Consider the following 25,634-nt stretch of genomic DNA (forward strand, 5'->3'; position numbering starts at 1 on the left):
TGGTGTATTTGATCCCATCTTTTTAACGGCGATGCCGCAGCGAATCTTCGGCATCATGAATAACTTCACCTTGTTGGCTATTCCCTATTTCATTTTTATGGGGGCAATGCTAGAAAAGTCAGGCATTGCGGAAAACCTGTTGGAAACCATGGGCAGCCTGTTTGGTCGACTGCGGGGTGGATTAGCGATCGCAGTTGTTGTGGTCGGTGCACTGTTAGCGGCAACGACGGGGGTAGTGGCAGCAACTGTGGTGACCATGGGGCTGATTTCCCTGCCGACAATGCTGCGCTATGGCTACAACAAAGATGTTGCCACTGGGGTGATTGCTGCATCAGGTACTCTGGGCCAGATTATTCCACCGAGTATTGTCCTGGTGGTATTGGCCGATCAGCTAGGCGTATCCGTGGGTGACCTATTTCTAGGGTCATTTATTCCTGGTTTGCTAATGGCTGGAGTCTTTGTAGTACACGTGGTCATCATTGCCTTCGTTCGACCAGATTTGCTACCGGCGCTGCCATCGGAGCTATTAAAGATTCGCGGTCAGGCCTTGTTCCTCAAAGTCTTGAAGGTGATGGTGCCGCCACTCGTGTTGATTTTGCTAGTGTTAGGCAGCATTTTCTTTGGCATTGCCACACCGACAGAAGCGGGTGCCCTGGGAGCTGTAGGCGCGATGGTATTAGCTGCCTTTAACCGACAGCTGACCATTAGGAGTTTGCAGGAAGTGTGTGACAGCACCCTGCGAACCACCACCATGGTGATTTTTATTCTCCTAGGCTCCACAGCATTTAGTCTGGTATTTCGCGGGTTGCGTGGGGATAGCTTTATTTTTGATGTGCTGACCAATTTGCCAGGGGGCGATGTTGGCTTTTTGATTGTCAGCATGCTGACAGTCTTTATCCTCGGATTCTTTATCGATTTCTTTGAAATTGCCTTTATTGTGATTCCCCTATTTGCGCCAGTGGCTCAGCAGTTGGGGATGGATCTGGTGTGGTACGGCGTCATCATTGGGGCCAATATGCAAACCTCCTTTTTAACACCACCGTTTGGATTTGCCTTGTTTTATTTACGGGGTGTGGCTCCCAAAGATGTTTCTACAGGTAATCTCTATCGAGGGGTTATTCCTTTCATTGCGCTGCAATTACTAGTCCTGGTCTCGATTATTGCCTTTCCAGGTTTGGTGAACTGGTTGCCGTCGATTAGTAGCTAGATCCTGTTGTCGGGGCGTTACATGTAATGCCTTGATGATAGTCAATGTTGTTAATGTTGAGAACATCTAAAACTATGCGTGTTGGTGACTGCACCCGCAGTATGACTAATAGATAGCCAGTATTGTGATTTAGTGGGTTCCCATGGGTAATTCGGTGGTTGGTCGGCGAGTTCTTTGGCTACAGGTGTTAGGGCTGGCAGCCGTTCAGGGGGCGATTTCCCTGACTTGGGTTATTTACAATCTCTATTTGGATGATTTGTTGCTGACTTTAGGATTTTCGGCCAGTTTAGCCACACTGCTGCTGGTGATTGAAAATGCCATGGGGGCGGTGATGGAGCCGCTGATGGGAACGTTTTCAGATCAGCGACAGCACTGGGTAGGGAGTCGTTTTCCTCAGATTGCTTTCGGTATGATTGTGTCTGCCCTTTGCTTTCTAGGCATTCCGTTAGTGGTATTGGTCGGTGGTATATCCTTGAAGGCCCTGTTGCCGATTGCTTTGGTGGCTTGGGCGTTAGCCATGACGATTTTCCGGAGTCCGGCGCTATCCCTTCTCGGACGCTATGCCTTTGATGTGGATTTACCCCAGGCTGCTAGTGTCTTGACCATGGTGGGTGGTGTCACGGGAGCCATGGCTCCTGTTGCCAGTGACTTTATTTTGGGTCTAGGGCCTTTGGTCGCATTTTCCATTGGTACGGCGGTTTTGCTTTTAGCCGCGTTAGTGCTACGGCAGGTTGACCCTAATCAAGTGATTTCCACCTCTCCATCATCTGCTGGGGCCAATGCCCAAATGCAATGGGCTAATTTACCTTGGATCTTTGGGACTGGGGCGTCGGTGGCTCTTGGCTTCAGGCTTTTACTGGGTAGTTTTCCCCAGGCAGTATCGAGAACTGGTTTTAGTCAGCCAAAATTGATCATGGTGGCATTATTTGTCACGGTGGCCTTGAGCGCATTGCCCTGTGGGCAACTGGCGACGAAGGTGGGTAATCGTGTGGCGATGATATCGGGTTTGGGGGGTCTGATTGTGATGGCAGGTGTGGCGACGATTATGGGCACGGCAGGTGTGGCGGTTTTAGTTGCGATCGCGATCGGTATTTTCTTCAGTCTCGTCGCCAATGGCACCCTGCCCTATGCCCTCTCAATGGTGCCACCCACCAAAGCAGGCCTTGGCACAGGCCTTTACTTCAGCGGCGGCGCTTTAGCCATCAGTGTATTGCTCAGCATAGGTCCCTTGAATTTGACGATCTCATTAATAGTTGCAGCGATTAGTTTTGCAGCAGCAGCAGGCTGTGTTTTAGCCAAGCAACCCTAACGTTACCGTTAAGGATGCAGGCTTATTTAGGCGTCTTTATTGGCAAATCCTGCAAACCCTAGTTCATTCAGGCGATTCCAACCATAAACTGATGCGCGGAATTCTTTCCACTGATCGTAGATTTCCTTGAAGTCAGCATCCTCGCTAGCACTCTCTTCGTAGATTTCAAAGGCGGCTTGTTCAGCAGCAGCTAGGATTTCATCGCTGAATGGTTTCAGTTCTACATCTGCACCCAGCAAACTTTGAAGGGCCGCTCCATTGACGGCGTCATACTTGGCTAGGGTACTGGTGTTGGACTCGACACAGGCAGTTTTGATCACTTCTTGATAGACCGGTGGCAGAGATGTCCATGCCTCCATATTGATCATCATGTCAAAGGCCGGGCCGGGTTCCCACCAGCCGGGATAGTAGTAAAACTGAGCTGCTTTTTGCAGCCCTAGTTTTTCGTCATCGTAGGGACCCACCCACTCGGCTGCGTCAATGGCACCCCGTTCTAGGGCTAGGAAAATTTCGCTACCAGGCAGGTTCTGAACATTAACACCCAGCTTGGCCATCACCTTGCCACCAAGACCGGGAATCCGCATTTTCAGACCCTTCAGATCATTGGCAGTGTTGATTTCTTTATTGAACCAGCCCCCCATTTGAACACCGGTATTCCCAGCGGGGAAGTTGATGGTATTAAATTTCGCGTAGAGTTTTTGCATGGCTTCTAACCCACCGCCGTGGTATAGCCAAGCATTTTGCTGCTGAGCATTAAGACCAAAGGGAACGGTGGTGCCAAACGCTAGCGCTGGACTTTTACCCACATAGTAATAGGAGGCGCTGTGGCCACATTCCACGGTGCCATCCTGGACAGCATCTAAGACTTGCAATCCTGGAACGATCTCGCCCCCTGCATAGGGTTCGATGGTGAAGCGACCATCGGTCATGGCAGCGATGCGATCGCACACAATCTCAGCAGCCCCAAACAATGTATCCAGCGACTTTGGCCAGCTGGTGGCCATTTTCCATCTCACCGTTGGTAGGGCTTCCCCATCACCCGCAGTCGTTGGCGTGGTGGATTGAGCGCAGGCGGTTAATGCAGCAGTGCTCGCCGCGCCAGTCAAGCCATAACCAATTAGCTGTCTACGTTTCATAGCGAAGTAAAGCCCTACAAGTGTGATACAAGCCAGCGGGTATAGACTGATACACGCAGCACAGAAATCATTAAATCACTCTGTCCAAAGAATTAAGCGGATTGGCAACAGTTGGTAATAAAGGGAATGGGGAATGGGGAGTGGGCTTTGCCCACCCCCAAATGCGATAATGCCTAAGCTGTCTTGGTTTTGCGAATGACGCTAAAGCGGGTTGTTTTATCGATTCTGACGGGGCTGGTGGCGCTGGTGGTGGTCTCGTCCCTATATGAAAGTTTTTCCCAGCCTCAGGTAACGGGGCAGCTACAGCTTTATCAGAGTGATTTACTCTTGCAGGCAACTGAGTGGGACGAGTTGGAAAGTGCTGAGTTTAAGCAGCTGAGTAATGCGTTGCTGGGGGCTAAACCGCTGGAGACAGTGACCAAGCAATATCAGTCGGTGCGCAAGGAAGCCGTGGCGGGTGTGGAGCGATCGCAAAAGCAGCTGGCTGCCCAAAACAATACTCTAGATCCTCAGCCCGCTAAGTATGAGGTGGCTATTCGTCAGCAGCAACAACTTATTGATGAAATTGACCTCAAGGTTGGGATTATTGCTACCCAGCAACAAAACATCAGCGCCGCTCGCCAGCGTTGGCAACCATTGTCTGAGGGCGATAGCTCAGTGGCAGATATGGCGAGTGTTTTGTTGGGATTATGGCAGACGCCACCGAGCATTACCCCAATGGCTGAAACCACCATTACAAATCAGCTGAACGGCTGGTTTCAATATCGGGTGCTGGAACAGCTCTATACCCTGGATGATCGGTCTGTAGACCTGACACAACTGCGATCGCAAGAACAAACAGCGGCTGAATCCAAGCTTGTTAAGCTCGCTGCCGTAGGCACGATGCCTGTCCTGGGCTGCATTGTCGGCATAGGGTTACTCATTTTCTTGGCCGTGCAGTGGGGGATCCGTCGCCGTGATTCACTGCTAGCTAAACCCCTTTCTTCTTGGGATGTGCCTTGGGATGGAGAAATTATTTGGCAGGTGCTAATTGTTGGTTTTTTCTTTGTTGGGCAGTTGCTGATTCCATTTTTATTGCAGTTGTCAGGACTGAGTTTTGCAACGGCGGGCAGTCGTGGCAGAGCCCTATATTCCATGATCTTTTATCTGCTGATGTCTGCCAGTGGTATTGCCGTGTTAGCCGGTTCCATTTGGACCTATCGACCGTTACCTACGGGCTGGTTTCAAATCAAGGTATTGGGTCGCTGGCCTCTGTGGGGCGTTGGGGGCTATGTGGTGGCACTGCCCTTAATGATTGCAATCTCCGCCTTAAATCAGCAAATTTGGCGGGGGCAAGGGGGCAATAATCCTTTGCTGCAGACGGTATTGCAAGAAAGTGATGGCATTGCGCTCCTGCTGTTTTTCCTGACGGCAGCTGTCGCGGCTCCGCTATTTGAAGAGGTGCTCTTTCGAGGGTTTTTGTTGCCTTCTCTGACGCGCTATATGCCGGTCTGGGGAGCAATTTTGCTAAGTAGTTTTATCTTTGCTTCGGCCCATCTGAGTCTGTCAGAGGTGCTACCCCTGACAATGTTGGGGACCATTTTGGCTTGGGTATATTCGCGATCGCGAAACCTACTCGCCCCGATGCTCATCCACAGTCTTTGGAATAGTGCCACTCTAATCGGGCTATTTTTGCTAGGGGGGCAATAACTATCCGCACAACACCTCAGCGTGATGTTTGATGTGGTCTTCCATAAAGGTAGAAATAAAATAATAGCCGTGGTCGTAACCCGTTTGCATTCTTAGGGTCAATGGTTGTCCTACAGCCTCACAGGCAACCTTAAATGCTTCAGGTTTTAGTTGTTGCTGTTCCAAAAATGGATCGGCTATGCCTTGGTCAATGAGAATATGCCGGTCTGACTGAGCATGTTGTTTGACCAACTCACTAGCATCGTAGGCAGCCCAGCTAGTTTGATCAGCGCCTAAATATTTGCCCAATGCCTTTTGCCCCCAAGCACATTGCATAGGATTAGCAATCGGGGCCAATGCTGAGATTGACTGGTACTTTGCTGGATTACGCAGACCGCAAACCAAGGCCCCATGTCCGCCCATGGAATGGCCGAATATGCCCTGTTTATCACTGACTGAGAAGTGAGTTTGGATGAGGGCTGGTAACTCCTCTGTGATGTAGCTGTACATGCGATAGTTGCTAGCCCACGGTGCTTCAGTAGCATCTACGTAAAAGCCAGCACCGCTGCCAAAATCCCACCCCTCTTCATCGGGCACATCGTCGCCACGGGGGCTTGTGTCTGGTGCAACCAGCATTAAGCCATGTTGGGCGGCATAGCGCTGGGCTCCGGCTTTTGTGATGAAGTTTTGCTCAGTGCAGGTCAGCCCTGCCAAATAATAGAGCACCGGCACCGTCTGGGTGATTGCCTGAGGGGGGATGTAAACGGCAAACGTCATGGTGCATTGACATTGCTCAGACGGGTGGCTGTAAATGTTTACGTTGCCCCCAAAGCAACCATGCTGACTCATTAATGTCAGGGTTCCAGTTTGTTCGTTTGCCATGAAAAATTCTCAGTTGCTTTTGGTATCGCTGTTGGTATTACTATCGCATTCAGAATTTTCTTTTCAACCTGGGTTACGAAATTCTGCGTGCTACAGAACCCCTTGATAGGGGCAGGCATCCAAAAGGGAATGCCCCTATATGAGTGGCGTAATGTGTTTAATTGCTCAGGGGGTTCTCAGGAACTCCTTATTTTCGTTACACACTTCTCAGTAGTTTTTCAAAACGTCTTCAGCTGAAAATTATGCCCTACACCAAGAATTCTTGTCAGGGGGATTACTTCTCCGTGTCGGATGTCTCTGGTTGTGCAGGAAAAAGCATCTGTACGGAAAGTGATTGTATTTCCACTGAAGTTTTATCACTCTAGTTATGAATAAGTTTGCTCTGGGTTCCCACCGCGTAGCATTAGCTGCGGCAATGGCTTTGGGAACTGTGACAACGATGGCGACAGCCGCATCTGCCGCCACGCTCCGAGTAACTATCGAGAATCTTGCTCCGATCAACGGTGGATTTTTGACTCCGGCCTGGGTTGGTTTTCACGATGGTACATTTGATCTTTACGACCGTGGTGAATCTCTGGATGACTTCACTGGATTGGAGTCTTTAGTGGAAGACGGTGATACGTCTCAGCTAACGGATGCCTTTGCTGCTGATAATCCTGATGGTGTCCAAGCCACGTTGCTGAGCGATGGCCCACCGCCTTTAGAGCCTGGTGAGCTGACCAGTTTTACCTTGGATGTAGATCCAGCAACCAATCAGTATTTCAGCTACGCATCCATGGTGATTCCTAGTAATGATGCTTTCATTGCTAATGGCAATCCTCTGGCCCATGAAATCTTTGACGATGCTGGCAACTTCCTAGGGGCTGACTTTATTGTCTTAGGTAGTGAGGTGTTGGATGGCGGCACCGAGGTGAATGATGAATTGCCATTCAGTACTGCTTTCTTAGGACAACAGGCACCTGATACAGGTATTGATGAAAATGGTGTTGTGACTGAGCACCCTGGTCTGACAGTGGGCACGATTCTTGGCACAACAGACTCCAGTGCCCTCAATGGTCTACCGCTGAATTTCACGGGGGCTGATTTTACAGCTCCTGGTTATCAGGTGGCTCGTTTCCGTGTCGAACTAGTAGATAATCAGGTGGAGGATGTGCCTGAGCCTGGCATTATTTTGGGTCTAGTCGCTGCTGGTGGCTTGGTAGCCGCTAATCGTAAGCGTAAACAGACGGCCTAAAACAAGGCTATACAATACCTCGCACACAATACCTACGACAGATATTGAGCCAACTGGGGAGGGCGGATGCTCTCCCTTTCTTTTACTGATAATGCATCCGATGAGATTTGGTAGCCGTATACCTTACGGACTCCCTATCTTCAGGGCTGTGATGCAGGTAGGGGAGAACATGTCGTCTCCCTTATCTTTTCTAAATTTGCATCCAATCAGATTTGGTGGCCGTATATCTTTTGGAACCTGGCTAGTAAGACGGTGACTCAGGCGGTAGATGAGATAAATCAAGTTGTGCAATCTGTGATGGAGCATGAAACTGACGGCGCTCTAGTCGTCCGCATGTGGGAAGGAGATGTGTCTGCTTTGGGCAGTCTTTATGATCGCTATGGCAGTTTGGTGTACAGCATTGCGCTAAAGGGATTACGTCGAGTTTCAGAAGCAGAAGATTTGACCCAAGAAGTCTTTCTAAAGCTGATGCGTACTCGGTCTTATAACCCCCGTCGTGGTTCCCTGGCTAGCTATTTGACCACATTGACCCGCTCACGAGTGATTGATCGGCTGAGGGCTCAATCAACTCAGCAAAAATATTTAAGCCAATGGCATCAAAATCAGTTCAGTGTTGATTCGGCTACACCCATGAAGCACATTACTCAGCAGGAACGGCGTGCCCTAGTGCGAGAGGCGTTGACAACATTAAAGGCCCAGCAACGGGAAGTATTGGAACTGAGTTACTACGAGGGGCAGTCCCAACGGGATATTGCTGAACGGTTGGGGGTGCCTCTTGGTACGGTCAAAAGCTGGGCCCGACGAGGGTTGTTGCAGCTACGTAAACAACTAGATGTGTTAAGGGAGGATCTGTAATGGCTACACCCCTTTCACCCCAGGAAATTCAAGAACTGGCTGCTGGGTATGTACTGGGAGATTTGAGTTCGTCAGAGGCTGAATACTTTCAGGCTTTGTTAGCTGAAGTTCCAGAATTGCAGGCCGAAGTGAGGGCTTTGCAAGAGGCGTTAGCGATGATGCCCTATGGCTTGGATGAGGTGGAGCCAGAGGGGGGATTGCGATCGCAAATTCTCACTGCTGCCCAAAGTGAACTCTCTCAGCCGCTACCTGTTCCTCAAAAAGTAAGACGATTTCCATCACGATTACCCTGGGCCATGAGTACCGTAGCGGCTGGTCTGGCCATTGTGTGTGGTCTGGCCACGCTGCGTCTCAGCGGTCAGGTTCGTCTACTACAGGCTCAATATCCTCAACCTGATGTGGTGACGACTGATCAAGCTGGTATGTACCAAACTTGGTCAGGATTGAGTAAACTCCTGCAAGACCATCAAAAGTCTTTGGCAAACCCCAATGGCCCAGTGGATTTTGTGGTGCATCAACCGAACGAGATTCCGGCTTTGTTGAAAGAGTTTCCAACCACGGTGGCGGCCTTACCCCTATTGCCTGCCAAACAGGGAATGTTACTGGGGGGCAGTAGCTGTCAACTAGGCGAAACCCAGGGGGTTCGTCTCACCTATCAGCTAGAGACAGAGCAAACGGTCTCTGCCTACCAGTTGGCTGTGACTGAGGAGGAAGAATTTCCTGAATTTCAGTCAGCCCACCTAACGTTGCAACAACCTGATGGTACCGGCATTGTGCTTTGGCGCGATGACGATTATCTCTATGCCCTTGTGGCAGAGTTACCAACAACGGAGTTGCAGAGTTTGGCCTATGCGATTGAGGGTACCTGACATTTGCAGGGATGGTTATAGAGGCATTCCATGGAACGCCTCTACAACGGTCAATCGGCCCATAGCACACAGTTTAGATCTATAGAGTTAGAAACATGCCACGTAAACGTAAACAACCAACTACCTGGATTCATCGTAATTCTCGCTATTTGATGGCTGGTGCATCTGCTGCTGGACTGCTATTGGCTATTGGCTGTATGGCAAAGGGCAGTAGCTTGCTGGCGGGTAGTGCCTATGTGCAACTGGGGGGGCTGTCGCTGCCATTGCTGGGTGCGATCGCATACTTCTTAATGGGCGCATTGGCCATTGGCCCTGTAGCTACCAAAAACAAATCGTTAGAAAACCCCACCTGGTTGGGGTTATTTATTGGTAGCACTGCCATGACTATTTTCAGTGGCTATCTGCTGTACGTCATGTTTGCTGTATTGCAAGAGCCCTGTGTTCCTTGTATGTTGTCGGCGTTTCTCTCAGTGGGTTTGTGGGTGCTCACTCTCATTGGTAATCGTTGGGAGAGTTTGGGACAGCTGTTGTTACCAGGGATCTCAGTGGCTTTGGTGGCTTCGATCGCAACCACAGGTCTGTATGCCTATGCCCAAAATCCTGACAGTTTTATTGCCGGCAATCCCCCCCCAGCAGTCGAAACCAATTCCGGCACATCAGAAATTGAGTTAGCCAAGCATTTGACCGCGATTGGTGCTACAAAATATGGTGCTTGGTGGTGTCCCCACTGTCATGCTCAACAAACACTTTTTGGTAAGGATGCCTTTAAGTATGTGACCTATGTCGAGTGCGATGAAGAAGGCATAGATCCTCAGCCCAATGCATGTCGAGCTGCTGGCGTGCAGAGCTATCCCACATGGGAAATCAATGGCCAAACCTATGCGGGTGTTCAGTCACTGCAATCTTTAGCATCAGTTTCTGGCTACACTGGGCCGCAAGAGTTTATTAATCAGAATGCTCAGCATTGATAAACGGATATCACCAGTAGCCGTGATCTAAGCTGCAACTACCCTGACTTTCTCAGGTCTAATATGTATTTATTCAAAGGTGCTCATTCCCTTGGGGTGGGCACCTTTGTTCACAAATTCCTTTGTCACATCTATGCGTTGCCCTAAGTGCAAACATCGCTCAGTGCAAAAGCATGGAGCACAGTTTAAATTTGTCCAAAGCTATCAATGCAAAGACTGCCAGCATATTTTTTATCCATCGGTGCGTCACGCGATTAGATGGCTCATTGGCATTTTGCTGATTACAGGGCTATCACCCTGGTGGATTAATAGGGGATTGCGCCTGCTTGTGGCTCAGCCAGATACTGGTGAACCCGTAGATGCTATTGTTGTTGTTGGACGCGGAACCGATTATAACGATCGTCGTGCAGAGGCCGCTGTAGCACTGTGGAAGGAAGGCCGAGCTCCCCATATATTTATGAGCGGTGCCAATGATGCCCCTATTCTGGTTAACCTTGCTAAGGAAATGGGTGTACCGGATGCCAATGTGAGCGGTGAAGCCTGTGCTGCTACCACTTGGGAAAATGCGTTTTATACCAAGCGACATATGCCCTTTGATCGGGCGTCTAAGCCTAAAATTTTGTTGGTCACCGATGGTTTGCACATTGGTCGCACCACATTGCTCTATCGCAACTTTGGGTTTGAGGTTGTTTCCCATCCTGTCAGTCTAGATTTTCCAAAATGGCGAAAGCATATCATCCGTGAGTTTTTGGCAATCATATACTACGTGAAAACCAAAAAACTGTTGCCTCCTAAACCAGCTGATTATCAACGAGCTGAGTCTGTCGCTGAGAAGAGAACTGTAGATTGGCAATGTCTTGATATGGAGAAAGCATTTATACCTAAAAACAGATGGTAGCTTTGGCTGCTGTTGATGCTAGTCACCAGACGGGCAAGGTTTAGAGGGTAGGGGAAGCTAATGGTTGACTCTTAAATCTCATCTGGATCAACGCCCATTTCCCGTAACCGCTCCGCCAATCGTTTAGCCTTTGCCTCTGCGACCTCAGCCCGTTGGCTTTCTGCCTCAGCCCGTTGGCTTTCAGTTTCTGCCCGCTGAGCAATTTCCGCATAACTCAAAAATCGTTGTCCATCTGGACGCAAAATCTGAAGTTCTTCACCCGAGGTATCAAATCGAATATTTAACCGGGGACTCACCCAATTCTCAATAGGCTCAATTACATCCAAAAAGCCCTCTAGCCGTACCCAGCCCTTGAAATCATCTTTGTCTGGATCATAGAGATAATATTCATCCACCCCAAACTGATGGTAAAACAACAATTTGCGGTTCATCTCAGCGGTTGTATTGCCAGGGGAGAGAATTTCAAACACTACATGGGGCGGCACATTATCTTCTTCCCATTGTTTATATGAACCGCGGTCTCCTTTTGGACGCCCAAAGACCACCATCACATCAGGTGCCACCCGTTTTTTATTATCGCCTTCCACCGCGTACCACAGCAGGTCTCCTGCAACAAAAACTTGCGGATCATTGGCAAAGAGCCAATCCAAATTCTGTTGAATGATGACAATCCATCGAAATTGCTTAGTATTATCCGCCATTGGTTGACCGTCACTATCGGGGTAGAGAACCTCTGGTCTAGATGATGGCTGAAGTTGAACCATGGCCATTATGGAATTAGGGCTTTATCCCTTAGCCTAGCATGTTCGCAAATGGGGCAAACTTAAGCCAGTAACCCAGCTCGGTCAAAAATGCTTTGGGCAGAAATCTTGAAAGCAGGCAACTGTGGTTCATTAATCACTGTGTTGCCACGATAGGTGATGGGCACTGCCTGGGGGTGAAATAGAGTTACGGTTTTAGCTCTAGGGTCTGTGATCCATGGTTCTCAATCTCCTGTAAATACCGTCATCCATCAGCTTTATTGTCACCGATTTGCTGAACCGATTGAGTGGACAAAACTTCTCTTGGTTGAGTAACCTATGCAGATTCAGCTTGGTCAATCAATGAAAACTCTGATTAAACATTTGCCCTATCAATGATTTGGGGGTATCTCTATGTTCGCTTATGTAAGTTCTGTCTTGATCTGGTCGATAGCATTACGAAGTTCCTGAGCATGAGCCCAAACAAAACCACCATAGAGCATTCCTCCATTAGGATCTGCCAAAAAGACATGATCTCCACCAACTGCCCGATTAGTCCAAGTTCTAAGTGGACTTCCATCTTGTAACAAAAACCTTAAGGAGGAGTGTTTGAAGAGGCTTGTTCTGCAAGGCGTCATTCCTGGGACATCGTCCAATATGGCAATTGCTACTTCCACAGTTGAAGAGCTATATGTTGAAGTGGTTTCATAGGCTGTCACATCTACAAAACCTTCTGTAGCTTTACCGAGTGCGTTAATGAGACTCAACATATCTCAACATATCAATTACACCTTAAATACCAGACGCGAACCTTGAACCTTTAGAAATCGTGGAATCTCATTGTCTACTCTCTGACAAAAGATAGATGTTCTGTCACTAGAGACAATTCTGTAGGGGTATCCCCGTGTGAGTGCCCTGCGGTATCGAATGCTATCAGTCAAGATGTCATATAAAACCCTATGCCAGGTTTCCCAGCATAGGGCCAAAACTTTGGTTATTGAAATCGTACAGTCAATTTATTTGACCTTAAGCAGTCACCAACTTAGGTTGTTCTGTTGCAGACTCCTGCAAGCGACCCAAAATCGCATTGGTATTTGCTTTCGCATCACCAAACAACATTTGGGTATTCTCCTTAAAGAACAGCGGATTTGCCACACCAGCATAGCCAGCCGACATGCCCCGCTTCATGACAACAACATTGCGTGCTTTCCATACTTCCAACACTGGCATCCCAGCAATTGGACTCTCAGGATCCTCCATGGCGCTAGGATTGACCGTATCGTTGGCACCAATAACCAACACCACATCAGTTTCAGAGAAATCTTCGTTGATTTCATCCATTTCCAACACAATGTCGTAGGGCACATTGGCTTCTGCCAATAACACATTCATATGGCCTGGCAAACGACCCGCTACAGGGTGAATACCAAAACGCACATTCACACCCCGCTGAGTCAAAAGCCGAGTAATATCAGACACCGCGTGCTGAGCCTGAGCCACTGCCATACCATAACCAGGCGTGATAATTACACTCTGTGCATCCGCTAGCAGGTCAATGGTTTCATTCACATCAGTCTCAGTGACTGTACCCTCAACGGCTTTACTGCTGCCTTTGCCAGATCCTTGGCCAAAACCACCCAAGATCACACTAAAGAAAGAGCGGTTCATCGCCTCACACATGATGTAGCTCAGGATGGCACCACTACTACCCACCAATGCACCCGTCACAATCAACAAATCATTGGAAAGCATAAAGCCCGCTGCCGCTGCTGCCCAGCCAGAGTAGCTGTTGAGCATGGAGATCACCACAGGCATGTCGGCACCACCGATGGCAGCCACTAAATGGATGCCTAGCAGGGAGGCAATCGCCACCATGCCCAACACATAGTTAAACCCATCAGTCCCCTCGGCAGCCATAAAGCCAACGCCGAGGATAACAGTGCCCACCAGCATGGCAACATTCAGCAAATGTCGAGCGGGCAACATCAATGGCTTGCTGCTAATAATGGTCCGTAGCTTGCCAAAGGCGACCACAGAACCCGTAAAGGTCAGCGCCCCAATAAAGATACCGATGTAGATTTCCAGTTTGTGGATAGTTTCCTCCGCCCCCACCAATGTGGGATCTGGTCCCAAATAACTGGCTAAACCAACCAGCACAGCAGCTAAACCCACAAAGCTATGGAGAATGGCAACCAGCTCCGGCATTTCAGTCATTTCCACACGGGAAGCCACTAAGCCACCAATGGCAACAGCGGGCAAAATCGCTGCCACTAAAAGACCGTAAGCTGTCAGTTGTGAACTCAGGGCAGTGGCTACCAGCGCAATCACCATGCCGATGATGCCATAGACGTTACCACGCTTTGCGGACTCTTGATTAGAGAGACCACCCAAGCTCAAAATGAAAAGAACAATAGCGACCAAATAGGCCACCGCAACAAGATTGTTAGACATGGCAGAGAAGTTGTAGAGAAATGTCTAAAGGGCAAAGACTTCAAGTCTCTCTCCCCGGCGAGAGAGATGTAGGGAGAGGGCTCTTACTTCCGAAACATTTTCAACATCCGCTGAGTCACTAAGAACCCACCCGCAATGTTGATCGTGCCGATAAAGATAGCAATGGCACCCAAAATCACTGTGGGTGACATTGGCTTACCCGAAATCTGCAACATGCCACCAATGATGATGATGCCGCTGATGGCATTGGTCACACTCATCAAGGGGGTATGCAGCGATGGGGAGACATTCCAAATCACCTGCCAGCCAACAAAACAGGCCAGGATAAATACGGTGAAGTGGGAAAGGAATGAAGAAGGCGCGCCAATACCAATACCGATAAGGGCGAGGGCTGCAAAGGCAACCCCAATCCATTGCCAAGGCAGAGAAAACTTGGGTGCAGCGGCTACTTCCTCTACTTCCGTCGATTCTTCCCCTTTTGCCTCAACCTTTGGAGGAGCTGGTTTCTCAGGTTTAGGCGCAGGCCAAGTAACCTGACCTTCATGGCTAACCAAGGCACCTCGAACTACCTCATCGTCAACGTTAACGGTGTAGCCGTCAGAACCACCCATGTCGTTGAGCAGGTGGTACAGATTCATGCCATACAGCTGGCTGGACTGTCCGGCCATACGGCTAGCTAAATCAGTCAAACCAACGATTGTCACACCCTGGTGACGATAAACTTCGCCAGCACGGCTGACTTCGCAGTTGCCTCCTTGTTCAGCAGCCATATCTACGATGACCGAGCCAGGCTTCATCAGTTCTACGGTGTCTTTAGTCACCAATAACGGTGCTTTTTTGCCAGGAATTAAGGCTGTGGTAATAATAATGTCTACTTCTTTTGCTTGCTCGGCAAACAGGGCCATCTCTGCTTCGATGAACTCTTTACTCATCACCTTGGCATAGCCGCCAGTGCCAGTACCATCTTCTGCAAAGTTCAGTTCTAAGAACTCGGCACCCATACTTTCCACTTGCTCTTTGACTACGGGACGGGTGTCAAAGGCACGAACAATAGCCCCCAGACTTTTTGCTGCACCAATGGCGGCAAGGCCTGCGACACCTGCGCCAATGACTAACACTTTGGCAGGGGGCACTTTCCCCGCCGCCGTAATCTGACCTGTAAAAAAGCGACCAAAATTATTGGCCGCTTCAATCACGGCACGGTATCCAGCCACATTTGCCATGGAGCTCAGGGCATCCATTTTCTGAGCTCGGCTAATGCGGGGTACTGAATCCATCGCTAGGGCCGTTACTTGCTTGGCTGCTAGTTGATTGATTAAATCAGCATTCTGAGCAGGCCATAGAAAACTAATCAGGGTTTGACCATCATGGGCGAGTTCAGTTTCGTGACAGTTTAGTTCGTGGTTATGACTAGGAGGCTGCACTTTGAGAACAATATCAGCCTGTTGCCAGAGCTCAATGGCGTTGGCAATAACCTCGCATCCTGCCTCGCGATAGGCATGGTCAGAAAACTCGGCTCGTTCACCAGCACCCTGCTCTATCAATACGTCGAATCCAAGGGACTGGAGTTTTTTGACAGTTTTAGGAGTGGCTGCAATGCGGCACTCTCCTGGGGTAACTTCTTTGGGGATGCCAACGCGCTTTGGGCGTTCGAGATGGGATGCCTGTTGGTCAACAGCACCTTGATCGAGTGCGATGGTCATAGTGATCCTTATTGATTAACTAGCTGGGCTAACGACTGTTGTAAAAACACTATGGAATTGGGATCGCATTTAATTTCAATCCAACAGGAATAACTTTAGATTTAGTGGTTTTACTTAACTTAAAAATGGACAATTACTCTGACGCATGAAACGCCATTTCAATGCACAAGCTGAATGATTTTAAGACTCTTCTAAAAGAGGTTTAAAGGTCTTCTATCTAGTCGAACTGAAGCAGATAATATTGCCTGTTTCAATGCACTAAACACTTTGACAATAGTTGATGAACCCTTATCCAAGGCTCCAGAAATAATTATTAAGCCCTTGAGAAACTAACTGTTAAGCCTCAAGGTGTAAATTGGCCTTGCTTTGATTGTGTCAACTTAAGTATTGAAAAGTGTGGAGTTCGTCATGAAGATTTATCTTTTTTGACAGAAATCCAACATAAATAATCTTTGATGAAGTGTTTGCTAGTTGGTTGGCGTTCTAGTGGAGTCGAGAATGATGACTTTTTGCGACTTGAAAAAGATTGTGGGCAGCCAGTGATTTGTTCTATTTCTCGTTTATTTGTAGTGAACTACCCACGAATTTGAATTTAATTAGTATGCTAATCTTAAGAAAAATTGCGTTCCGTAAATTTACAGATCTTGAGATCTTGATTGAAGTGGCAGCAGCTTTTCAAGCGTTCTCGCTGAATGGGGATGATGGCTAAGCATGCTTGCTGTAACATCTGCATCTGTTCTGGCTAACGGGACCAATCATGCAAACCGTCCCTTGTCTTGAAGCATTGGGCTCATCTGCATGATAGTTCTAGGTCAGTTCTGCTTTAATAATGTGAGCTTGAGGAGTTGAAAAATGGCACTGAAACAGTTAATCCGCTTGGGCTTAGTCGGCTTAGCGATGTCGGCAGCTGCTGTAGTAGGGGTGAATGTGCCTACCTTGGCCCAGCAAGATATTTACGACTCCGATGGACTTAATATCATTGGTGGTGTTGAGTCACGCTATCGCCTTAACTATAGTCTGAATAATAATACTCGCCGTAATACTCGTGCTAGTTACCGGTTAGAGGTGAAGGGCGATAAAATTGATTCTGCTGTTTCTGCATTGGTTGTGACCGTCCCGGAGGCATTTTCTCGCCATAGAGGTCGTATTGATTTAGATAGAATTAAAGTCCGATATGGTCGCATTGATGACGTTGGTGAGGAAATTGCGGTTGATGAGGTGCTCTGGGACGATCGTGTTTTCAGTGGAGCCAATGATTTGTCTGACGATCTAGACAAAATTGAGATTTACCTTGCTGAGGATATTCCTGCTAATACGTCTTTCGTAATCGATTTTGAAAAGGTTCGCAATCCTAACCGTGCGTTGATGCAACGTGTCAATCTGCAGGTAATTCCTCGGGGTAATGATCTGGCCACCTATATTGGTACCTGGGAAATGTTGATCGCTTATCAAGACTAGATTGCTTTTCAGGGTTGGTTCTAACGTGTTACTATCAGAAGCCGCGCTGAATGGCGCAAGTAGTATTTTGTTTGAGCAGACTTAGGAGCAATCGCCATGACTAAGCGCACCCTCGGCGGTACATCTCGCAAGCGTAAGCGCGTTTCTGGTTTTCGTACTCGCATGCGGACAACTAATGGCCGTCGAGTTATTCAGGCACGTCGTAAGAAAGGGCGTGCTCGTCTGGCCGTTTAGACTGGCTAGCTGAGTGCGATCGCATCTGTGGCGTTACCTAAGCAACATCGACTGCGAGCTTCGCGTTCTTTTTCTAAGGTTTATCGTCAAGGGCGTCGAGCTAGCGGTCATTGTCTAGCCATTAAAGCCCTTAAAAATCCTTTGCCCGTTGAAAGCTCACTTGATGAGCTTTCAACGGGCATCTGTTTTGGAGTGTCCATTAGTCGAAAAGTACATAAGCGAGCCGTTGTACGTAACCGCATCAAACGACAAATTCATTCGGCTCTAAGGCTCCTGCTGCCCAGGGTCGAAGGAACTTGGTGGGTTGTGATCAATGTCAGATCTGCTGCAACAATCTGCCAATATTACGATTTTTTGCGAGAATTAGAGAATCTATTGGTAGAGCTAGAGGTGCTGCATGGCAATTAAAGAGGAAGTGTATTACGAGGGCGGCCCCCACATTGGTGATTTAATTTTGCACTGCGTGCTGGCGCTGACATTGGTCTTCATTCCCCTTACAGTTGGCTCCATTATTCGTGCTCTGTGGGTTCGCTATCGCATCACCAATCGTCGCATTTCGGTTACAGGGGGCTGGATGGGACGTAACCGAACTGATTTGATTTATTCAGAAGTAACTCGTGTGGCCGTTGTGCCTCGCGGTTTGGGACTTTGGGGTGATATGGCGGTGCAACTCAAGGATGGTAGTCGCTTAGAGTTGCGGTCTCTGCCTAATTTTCGCGATCTCTACGACAAAATCACTGAACATATTTCTGCTAAAGCTAGAAAAGCTAGTGGTTTGCCCACTTAGAGAAACTTCCTGGGTAACGTTTTAAGCTCATAACAGTTTTTCTCTGGTAAATCCATAAATAAAAACTACAGGCTCATAACTTTCTGCCCTGACCCCAAGTAGGGATAACCGTCAATTTATAGGTCAAACACCGTCTCAAATAGTTTTGTGTGGGTGAAATAACTAACCCTTTTTGCAGCGGATCGACCTAACGCCTGCAATATTCAGATACATTAGAGTTCGGTATGCAATTTGCTCGGTAAGCGCGCATGGATTTCGGTATTGGATTTCTAACGAACAATATAATGCTGCCAATCCTAGATTTTTTCTATGGGATTGTGCCCAGCTACGGTTTAGCCATTGTGGCTTTGACTCTTCTTATTCGCTTTGCGCTCTATCCGCTTAATGCCGGATCGATTCGCAATATGAGGCGCATGAAGATTACCCAGCCTCTTATGCAGAAAAAGGTCAAGGAAATCCAAGAGCGCTACAAAGACGATCCTGCCAAGCTCCAAGAGGAGATGGGCGGGGTTTACAAGGAATTTGGTAATCCATTGGCAGGCTGCTTTCCAGTGGTCTTGCAGATGCCTATTTTGTTTGCATTATTTGCAACACTTCGAGGATCACCGTTTGCTGATATTACCTATCCTGTAAATCTCCAAATCCTTCCTCAAGATTCGATCGAGCAAGTTCAGCCCCAAGCATTTTCCGCCAAGCAATCTAACCTTTATATTGCCGACGGTAAGCATTTCTCCATCGCTCCAGTTCTGCCCGGTGGTAACCGTATTGGTGTTGGCGATAGTGCCGTGATTCGTTTACAGACCCCTGAAGGTGAGTCTGTGAGTCAGTTAGCTGACAAGTATGCCGAAAATCCAGCTGTCTTTACTCCCATTTGGGAGGTCACTAAGGGGCAAGACCTGGTCAAGGTTGATGAAAATGGCCAAATTACGGCGCTAGCTCTGGGTGACGTCACTATTCAGGCAAAAGTCAAAGGGTTGGCTGCCAATAAAGGTTTCTTGTTTATCAAAGAGCTAGGGCGTATTGGTGCCCTCGGTGACGAAGGGGAAATCCACTGGGACATTCTCGGCATGATTTTGTTCTTTGGTGTAAGCCTTTATGTCAACCAGCTTTTGTCCGGTCAGTCTTCCAGTGATAATCCTCAGCAAGAGACTATTACTAAGCTGACACCTGTATTATTCTCGGGTATGTTCTTGTTCTTCCCCCTGCCCGCAGGTGTATTGCTCTACATGGTACTGGCGAATGTTTTCCAGACAGCTCAATCATTTATCCTGTCTAGAGAGCCCCTACCTGATAATATTCAGGCTTTAGTTGATGCCGAGGAAGTTAAGACAGCAAGTGCTGATCGTGGGCCACTAGCATTTGAGCCTGGAGCAAAGAAAGCGGCAGATAAGGGCAAGTCTAGTTCTGCTCGGTCTAAGTCAACTAGTAAAACATCTGCCAAGAACAATAAGTCCACCAACAAGGCCACATCTTCCCGCTCTAAAGGGAATAAGAAATCTGGTGGTAGTTCTAAAAAAAAGGTCTCTAACCGATAGCTAAAGGTACACTTGTGGTTGGCATAAAATTCGCTGAAGCGGGTGTGAGTGATTTATGGGCGAACAGCAAGATAAAGGCGGTATCCAATGGCTATCGCAATTGCTAGATCATCAAGGCGTTAAGACGGATGTAACTGGTGAGCATATAGACGATGCTCTAGGGGATAGTAGCTTCTGGCTCACTATCGATGATTCCTCTTTGACCCAGGCTCAAATTGACGGCCTTGTAGGAGATCGAGGTCGTGTTCTAGATGCGATTCAGTATTTAGCAAATACAGTGCTGAATATTGGGCAAGACGCTGACAATCAGCAGTCTTATACGATTGAGCTGCATGGCTACCGTCAGCAGCGTCGTGATGAACTTAAGTCAATTGCAGAAAGGGCCGCAGAAGATGTGCTGTCCAGTGGTGGTGAGCATGAAGTTTCTGATTTATCGTCTGCTGAACGTAGGCAAGTTCATACGTTCTTAAAGGCCCATGGTGGCTTGGAAACCTTTAGCCGTGGCCGAGAACCTGACCGTCGGTTGGTGGTTCGTGCTTTGTCGAATGCTGACTTTGCCAATGCAGAGGATGAGTAGGTCTTGAGGGTATCTTGCTGCACCTGAGCCTTGGACTAATTGATTCTTTCTTGGCCCTTCAAAGTGATTAGATAGCGGCCCATGCAACGGATATATATTCCCCATTTGATTAAAGATCCGAGCAAGACTCGGATAATAGAGGTCGATGACTATCTCAGCGATCTAGAAACTCTAACGCCGGTTAAGGGGCGCATACAAATTCAGCATCGTGGCAATTTTTTAGAGGTCTCAGCCCAGGCTGAGACCATTGCTACGTTGACATGTCACCGTTGTTTGCAAAACTATAATGCACGCATCCAGGTTGATACTTCAGAGTTTATTTGGCTACAGGAGCTGCAGCCTGAATCCTATGCCGAAGAGGTAGAAGTTAGCTTGGACGATTTAGTGGAAACCTTGCCGCCCCAAGGCCATTTTGAGCCCGCTAAGTGGCTCTATGAGCAGTTATGTTTAGCCATGCCTCAGCGGCAGCTCTGTGACCAAAGTTGTGAGGGAATTCCCAATCCGGTGGCCAGTAGCGACGATGCTTCAGCTGAAACAGATCAACGCTGGGCAGCTTTATCTGCTTTGAAGCAACAACTTTCTGATTAGTCACCCAGTTTTTATGGCATTTAACGATGAGTTAGGACTACTTATTCGAGCCCGCTACCCGTTGGTGTACGTTCCCACCCGAGAAGAGGAGCGGGCTGAAGAGTCGATTGCTAAGGTTGCTGCTACTACGGGTAATCGAGCTGTTTATGTGTGGGATTTTGTTGATGGCTATCGAGGTAATCCCAATGATGAAGGGGTTGGTCGTCGAAATCCACTCCAAGCCTTAGAGTTTGCTGACAAGTTATCGTCTTCTGCTCCAGCTATATTAGTCCTTCGTGATTTTCATCGTTTTCTAGACGATATTGCTATCTCACGAAAGCTGCGGAACCTGGCGCGGATACTAAAGGCTCAGCCTAAAAATATAATTATTCTGTCAGCTCAGTTGACTATTCCGGATGAGTTAAGTGAGCTACTGACGGTTTTGGAGTTTCCACTCCCTACGGTTGATGAAATTCGTAGGGAAATAGAGTCCTTGCTAGGGGCTATGGGAAGTTTGCCGGGGCCTAAAGCATTAGATGCTCTCGTGCGTTCTTGTCAGGGGCTGTCAATGGAGCGCATTCGTCGGGTATTAGCACGGGGGATAGCGGCCAATGGGGCCTTTAGCCCTGATGATATTGATTTAATTCTGGAAGAAAAGCGTCAAACGATTCGCCAGACGCAGATTTTGGACTTCTATCCTGCTACCGAAAAAATTTCTGATATTGGTGGTTTGGATAATCTGAAAGACTGGCTAATTAAGCGCGGTGGTTCATTCTCTGAGCGAGCAAGGCAGTATGGGTTGCCTCATCCCAGGGGATTGATGCTAGTGGGCATTCAGGGGACAGGTAAATCTCTGACAGCAAAGGCAATTGCCCATCATTGGCATCTGCCTTTGTTGCGTTTGGATGTAGGGCGTTTATTTGCTGGTCTTGTGGGCGAATCAGAGTCTCGTACCCGGCAAATGATTCAGCTGGCAGAGGCGTTGGCTCCTTGTGTGCTTTGGATCGATGAGATTGATAAAGCATTTGCTGGATTTGAGGGTCGTGGTGATTCTGGCACTACAAGCCGTGTTTTTGGCACCTTTATTACCTGGCTATCCGAGAAAACATCTCCGGTGTTTGTGGTAGCGACAGCTAATAATATTGGTGCGTTACCGCCAGAACTATTACGACGTGGCCGATTTGATGAAATCTTTTTTGTGGGTTTGCCGAGTCAGGCTGAGCGAGATGCCATTTTCAATGTGCATCTAAGTCGGCTGCGTCCCCATAATGTGAAAAGTTACGATACCCGTCGCCTTGCTTACGAAACTCCTGACTTTTCTGGAGCGGAAATTGAGCAAGCCATTATTGAAGCGATGCATATTGGCTTTAGTCAAAATCGTGATTTTACCGTAGATGACATTCTGGAAGCGGCTAGTCAGTTAGTGCCGTTAGCCCGTACCGCTAAAGACCAGGTAGATGCTCTGCAAGCTTGGGCTGCATCAGGTAAAGCTAGACTGGCGTCGCGGCAGTCTATGTTGAGCGATCGCATGAAGGATTTGGACGGTTAGAGCCTCATCAGAAAAGGTCTTAGTGTCAGATATCTGAATAAGAGATAACTTTCTACAGAAAATAGGGTATAACCGTAGGACATTCTGTGAGTGTCCCTGATTGTCTACAGTAGCTATGGCGTCCAACCGATTTAATATCCAGGCGTTTTTGGTGAGTCTGCTCAAGTTTATTGGCGGAGTCGCGATCGCGCTATTCGTTATCTCTCTTGCTGGAGTTGCGACCGCCCGCTATTTCTTGACCCAACTTTCCAGCTTGCCAGAGCGTCCGGTTTACGAAAATGAGTTGCCAGCGCAGCCTCAACAGGCGAGCGATACCAATACGGAACCTGCGCCTCAGGCTGCTGTCGAACAACCTTCTGAGCCTCAGCCAACAACAGCTCCGACCCCCGCTAATGAAGCCAAAGCACTCTATAAGGTTGTCGTTACCTACGGGACCGGTTTGTTGGTGCGTGCGGGTGCAGGTGTGGATTATGAAACGATTGATGGCATCGACTATGACGAAACTGTCGAGGTTTTAGAAGAGTCTGGCCGCTGGTTTAAAGTTCGCACTGGTAGCGGTGTTGAGGGTTGGATTAAGGGCCAAGGGAATACTCAAAAACTTTAGTTTGACTAGTTTTATATCAAATCCAAATTCAGTAACCCCGATTAACAATAGACAATCCTGTAGGGGCACTCCCTTGTGGATGCCCCTCTCTATCGGGCGCTTATCGTGATTACCCTGAATGCCGATGGTTATTGGTGTAATTTATCCGTGCTCCGGCCCACTGGAGCTTGCTTCTCAACGTTTGATAATAAGACTGGTTCTGCCGCAACAGCACAAATTTTGCCATGTGTTCCGCCATCCAAATATCTACCCGTTGCCCTGGCCAAATAGAAGTAGCCATGACGCCATCCATCCACAGTTTGGTGGTCATGGCAGGATCGACAAGGGGCCAAACACTAACAACACTGCCAGATGGGATCACCACCGGACGACTGGATAAACTCAGGGGACAAATCGGGGTGACCACAATGGCATCCATCCCAGGATGCACAATGGGTCCATTCGCGGCAACTGTATAGCCTGTTGTACCAGTAGGTGTGCTGATTAAAAGGCCGTCTCCTTGGTATTGGTCAACCACCTCTCCATCAATTTCCATTTCTAAAATTGAGGTAATCATGCGGTCAGGTGAAGCGGGCTTGACACACATTTCATTGAGGGCCCAATATACCTCGCTGAGGGGTTCACGATTACTGCGATTCCCTTCGTGGATGCAGGCGCGGAGCATCATACGCTGTTGCACTGCATAACGATCGTTCTGTAGCCGATCAAGAATCTTTTCGAAATCATCAATTTCATCTGATGATTCTGTTAGAAAGCCTAAGTGGCCACCAATGTTGACGGCCAAAATTGGGATTTTTTCGGGTGCTAAGTGGCGTGCTGCCGCAAGGGCTGTACCATCACCACCCAGCACAATTGCTAAGTCAATGGGCTGCTGGGCAGAGGCTAAAAAAACAGGATAGGGATTATCTTTGGGGCCGCTGGGGCCAAGCAGTACACTGGCACCACGTTTTTCTAAGAGCTGGGCACATTTCTCGGCCCAGCTTTTACTTTGCTGATTACCTGCTTTGTGAACAATGATGACTTGGTTGAGCTGCACGGTAGTGGAGGGGATGAGGAGTTACTTGACTGATTTCCAGTTGACGGCAGCTTGTTCCAAGACGTAGTTCGCTAGGCTAGTGATTTCATCTTTGCTGAGCTGATCGCTATAGGCGCTCATCAGGCCTTTGCCATTGGTAATCAGGGTTGCGATCGCATCCATAGACTCATAACCATGACGTTTTAAAGCCCGTTGCTTTAAGTTTTTGCCTCGGCGAATGATATTAGCTCCATTGGGATGACATCCGGCACAGTGAGTCTCAAATAATTTTCTGGAGTCTATTGTGTCTGCCCACGCCATGGCTGAAGTGCTAAACCATAGGCTGGCGGCAAGTAAGCAGCAAGCCAAATAACCAGGCATGAGACGTTTAAGCCTGGTTAGATATAAGCGCCAAGGCGTGAGTAAACATGAGAATGTTGAACTGAATATGGAGCTAAAGACAGAAGCCGACATTAAAATCAAAGGGGCGAGCAATTCGCTTCCTATGGTAATGGTTTACGACCTTAGGAAAATGAGCCTGGTACAACTTAAGATCAGTTTTCTCCGCTGACAGAGGCGCTAAACTGTGGATGATTTGAGTGTAGGTTACAAGTTTGCCGTGTTATGAGAAAAGCAGCACTATTGATGAGCCTAATGGTGGTATCGGCAGTTGCTGGCGGCAGCTTTGCCTATGGATGGTACAGTGTGACGAATGTGTCACCCCACAATAATCCAACAGCAGCACCAGTAACACCATCCACACCAGAGACTGATATAGCTGCGACTCAGTATTCTGAGTCGGTAATACGCCGTAAATCATCAGGTGTAACTGCCCATCAGCCATCAATGCGTCAGCAACTGTCTCACATATCTAACAAAAATGGTGAAATTAGCCTGACTCTAGATGAGCCTCAGCTGACGCAGCTAGTCAACGATGCTATTCTCAGTCAACCTGTGGCGGCTCAACTTTTAGCGAATGCCCAATTGTTGCAGACAACTCTCCAGGGCGAATTCATTGAAACGGGTGCGGTGCTGAATTTGTCAGAACTGCCACGAGAAGCATTGTCTACCGAGCTACAGACCAGTCTGGATCAGTTGACCAGTGCTGTGCCTATGCTAACCAATCGCGATATTTACATTGGGATTGTTGCCCGTCCTCAAATACAAGACGGCAAAATTACTCTGAATCAGGACCTTAGCTTCAAAATAGGCCAGTTTACCCTGCCCCTGGCGGATGTTGCTGAGCAGATGGGGTTTTCTACCAGCGAAATCGAGCAACGCCTTAATGGATTGCTCGATCAACAAGGGGTCATTTTAGAAACCATTGAAATTCTAGATGAGCAGCTGGTGATCACAGGAATTAAATCCTAATGACTATGACCAGCAAC

The 25,634-nt window shown here is 48.2% G+C and carries 26 protein-coding genes; 18 read left to right on the plus strand and 8 right to left on the minus strand.

The genetic code is table 11. From position 1 onward, the window contains the following. Both DXZ20_RS03125 and DXZ20_RS03130 read left to right on the plus strand, forming a co-directional pair. Positions 1–1,207: TRAP transporter large permease (locus DXZ20_RS03125; RefSeq protein ID WP_163696596.1), on the plus strand; the 1,207-nt coding region annotated here is incomplete at its 5' end. 142 nt (positions 1,208–1,349) lie between these two features. Continuing rightward, a complete protein-coding gene (locus DXZ20_RS03130) occupies positions 1,350–2,516 on the plus strand; it encodes an MFS transporter (protein WP_163665756.1) in 1,167 nt (388 codons plus the stop codon). Positions 2,517–2,542: 26 nt separating this feature from the next. On the opposite strand, the gene DXZ20_RS03135 is transcribed toward DXZ20_RS03130, so the two are convergent. Next, the gene (locus tag DXZ20_RS03135; protein ID WP_163696360.1) at positions 2,543–3,652 is read right to left on the minus strand and encodes a TRAP transporter substrate-binding protein; all 1,110 of its coding nucleotides are present in this window, start codon (positions 3,650–3,652) and stop codon (positions 2,543–2,545) included. A gap of 195 nt (positions 3,653–3,847) precedes the next feature. Between DXZ20_RS03135 and DXZ20_RS03140 the strand changes: the two genes are divergently transcribed. Then, on the plus strand, positions 3,848–5,341 hold the full coding sequence (locus DXZ20_RS03140) for a CPBP family intramembrane glutamic endopeptidase (protein ID WP_163696363.1): 1,494 nt from the start codon (positions 3,848–3,850) through the stop codon (positions 5,339–5,341). On the opposite strand, the gene fghA is transcribed toward DXZ20_RS03140, so the two are convergent. Continuing rightward, positions 5,342–6,202, minus strand: coding sequence for an S-formylglutathione hydrolase (gene fghA, locus DXZ20_RS03145; RefSeq protein ID WP_163696365.1), 861 nt, complete (start codon positions 6,200–6,202; stop codon positions 5,342–5,344). It lies immediately after the preceding gene. A 367-nt stretch (positions 6,203–6,569) separates the two neighbouring features. On the opposite strand from fghA, the gene DXZ20_RS03150 reads away from it, so the two are divergent. The 5 genes from DXZ20_RS03150 to DXZ20_RS03170 all read left to right on the plus strand — a co-directional run bounded on the left by DXZ20_RS03150 (position 6,570) and on the right by DXZ20_RS03170 (position 11,026). Further along, positions 6,570–7,436, plus strand: a complete 867-nt coding sequence (locus tag DXZ20_RS03150) for a spondin domain-containing protein (protein WP_163696367.1) — start codon at positions 6,570–6,572, stop codon at positions 7,434–7,436. Positions 7,437–7,688: 252 nt separating this feature from the next. Beyond that, positions 7,689–8,291 carry a sigma-70 family RNA polymerase sigma factor gene (locus tag DXZ20_RS03155; protein ID WP_163665746.1) on the plus strand — a complete coding sequence of 201 codons (603 nt, stop codon included), beginning with the start codon at positions 7,689–7,691 and terminating at the stop codon, positions 8,289–8,291. After that, entirely contained in the window at positions 8,291–9,160 is an 870-nt protein-coding gene (locus DXZ20_RS03160) for a hypothetical protein (RefSeq protein ID WP_163696368.1), read from the plus strand. The genes DXZ20_RS03155 and DXZ20_RS03160 overlap by 1 nt, the downstream gene beginning before the upstream one ends. Positions 9,161–9,255: 95 nt before the next feature. After that, positions 9,256–10,128 carry a vitamin K epoxide reductase family protein gene (locus DXZ20_RS03165; RefSeq protein WP_163696371.1) on the plus strand — a complete coding sequence of 291 codons (873 nt, stop codon included), beginning with the start codon at positions 9,256–9,258 and terminating at the stop codon, positions 10,126–10,128. Between the two features lie 133 nt (positions 10,129–10,261). Next, a complete protein-coding gene (locus tag DXZ20_RS03170; RefSeq protein WP_163696373.1) occupies positions 10,262–11,026 on the plus strand; it encodes a YdcF family protein in 765 nt (254 codons plus the stop codon). A gap of 71 nt (positions 11,027–11,097) precedes the next feature. Here the strand turns inward: DXZ20_RS03170 and DXZ20_RS03175 are convergent, their stop codons facing one another. The 4 genes from DXZ20_RS03175 to pntA form a co-directional block, all read right to left on the minus strand. After that, a complete protein-coding gene (locus DXZ20_RS03175) occupies positions 11,098–11,790 on the minus strand; it encodes a Uma2 family endonuclease (RefSeq protein WP_163665738.1) in 693 nt (230 codons plus the stop codon). Between the two features lie 398 nt (positions 11,791–12,188). Continuing rightward, positions 12,189–12,536: a hypothetical protein gene (locus DXZ20_RS03180; protein WP_163665736.1), complete on the minus strand. Its 348-nt coding sequence runs from the start codon at positions 12,534–12,536 to the stop codon at positions 12,189–12,191. Between the two features lie 256 nt (positions 12,537–12,792). After that, positions 12,793–14,217: a Re/Si-specific NAD(P)(+) transhydrogenase subunit beta gene (gene pntB / locus DXZ20_RS03185; RefSeq protein ID WP_163665734.1), complete on the minus strand. Its 1,425-nt coding sequence runs from the start codon at positions 14,215–14,217 to the stop codon at positions 12,793–12,795. An 83-nt stretch (positions 14,218–14,300) separates the two neighbouring features. Then, a complete protein-coding gene (gene pntA / locus DXZ20_RS03190; RefSeq protein ID WP_163665731.1) occupies positions 14,301–15,920 on the minus strand; it encodes a Re/Si-specific NAD(P)(+) transhydrogenase subunit alpha in 1,620 nt (539 codons plus the stop codon). 852 nt (positions 15,921–16,772) lie between these two features. Here pntA and DXZ20_RS03195 point away from each other — a divergent pair. The 9 genes from DXZ20_RS03195 (at position 16,773) to DXZ20_RS03235 (ending at position 23,231) form a co-directional block, all read left to right on the plus strand. Next, positions 16,773–17,378 (plus strand): DUF2808 domain-containing protein, encoded by a 606-nt coding sequence (locus DXZ20_RS03195; protein ID WP_163696374.1) that lies wholly within the window; start codon positions 16,773–16,775, stop codon positions 17,376–17,378. Positions 17,379–17,474: 96 nt separating this feature from the next. Further along, complete coding sequence (rpmH, locus tag DXZ20_RS03200; protein WP_006516823.1) at positions 17,475–17,612, plus strand: 50S ribosomal protein L34; 138 nt, start codon at positions 17,475–17,477, stop codon at positions 17,610–17,612. Positions 17,613–17,639: 27 nt separating this feature from the next. Further along, positions 17,640–18,020 (plus strand): ribonuclease P protein component, encoded by a 381-nt coding sequence (gene rnpA, locus DXZ20_RS03205; RefSeq protein ID WP_006516822.1) that lies wholly within the window; start codon positions 17,640–17,642, stop codon positions 18,018–18,020. Beyond that, a complete protein-coding gene (locus tag DXZ20_RS03210; protein WP_006516821.1) occupies positions 18,010–18,399 on the plus strand; it encodes a PH domain-containing protein in 390 nt (129 codons plus the stop codon). Before rnpA ends, DXZ20_RS03210 begins: the two co-directional genes overlap by 11 nt. A gap of 248 nt (positions 18,400–18,647) precedes the next feature. Further along, positions 18,648–19,934, plus strand: a complete 1,287-nt coding sequence (yidC, locus tag DXZ20_RS03215) for a membrane protein insertase YidC (RefSeq protein WP_163665723.1) — start codon at positions 18,648–18,650, stop codon at positions 19,932–19,934. Positions 19,935–19,989: 55 nt separating this feature from the next. Next, the gene (locus DXZ20_RS03220) at positions 19,990–20,511 is read left to right on the plus strand and encodes a Jag family protein (protein ID WP_163665721.1); all 522 of its coding nucleotides are present in this window, start codon (positions 19,990–19,992) and stop codon (positions 20,509–20,511) included. Positions 20,512–20,592: 81 nt separating this feature from the next. After that, entirely contained in the window at positions 20,593–21,099 is a 507-nt protein-coding gene (locus tag DXZ20_RS03225; protein WP_163665719.1) for a YceD family protein, read from the plus strand. Between the two features lie 13 nt (positions 21,100–21,112). Beyond that, positions 21,113–22,627, plus strand: a complete 1,515-nt coding sequence (locus DXZ20_RS03230) for an AAA family ATPase (protein ID WP_163665717.1) — start codon at positions 21,113–21,115, stop codon at positions 22,625–22,627. Between the two features lie 115 nt (positions 22,628–22,742). Continuing rightward, positions 22,743–23,231: an SH3 domain-containing protein gene (locus DXZ20_RS03235; RefSeq protein WP_163665715.1), complete on the plus strand. Its 489-nt coding sequence runs from the start codon at positions 22,743–22,745 to the stop codon at positions 23,229–23,231. A 109-nt stretch (positions 23,232–23,340) separates the two neighbouring features. Here the strand turns inward: DXZ20_RS03235 and DXZ20_RS03240 are convergent, their stop codons facing one another. Both DXZ20_RS03240 and DXZ20_RS03245 read right to left on the minus strand, forming a co-directional pair. Then, positions 23,341–24,267 carry an NAD(+) kinase gene (locus tag DXZ20_RS03240; protein ID WP_163665713.1) on the minus strand — a complete coding sequence of 309 codons (927 nt, stop codon included), beginning with the start codon at positions 24,265–24,267 and terminating at the stop codon, positions 23,341–23,343. Positions 24,268–24,288: 21 nt separating this feature from the next. Continuing rightward, on the minus strand, positions 24,289–24,567 hold the full coding sequence (locus DXZ20_RS03245) for a c-type cytochrome (RefSeq protein ID WP_250565006.1): 279 nt from the start codon (positions 24,565–24,567) through the stop codon (positions 24,289–24,291). A 303-nt stretch (positions 24,568–24,870) separates the two neighbouring features. Between DXZ20_RS03245 and DXZ20_RS03250 the strand changes: the two genes are divergently transcribed. Continuing rightward, complete coding sequence (locus DXZ20_RS03250; protein ID WP_163665711.1) at positions 24,871–25,617, plus strand: hypothetical protein; 747 nt, start codon at positions 24,871–24,873, stop codon at positions 25,615–25,617. Positions 25,618–25,634: the final 17 nt, after the last annotated feature.

Source organism: Adonisia turfae CCMR0081 (genome assembly GCF_011009555.1).
Classification (GTDB): domain Bacteria; phylum Cyanobacteriota; class Cyanobacteriia; order Phormidesmidales; family Phormidesmidaceae; genus Leptothoe; species Leptothoe turfae.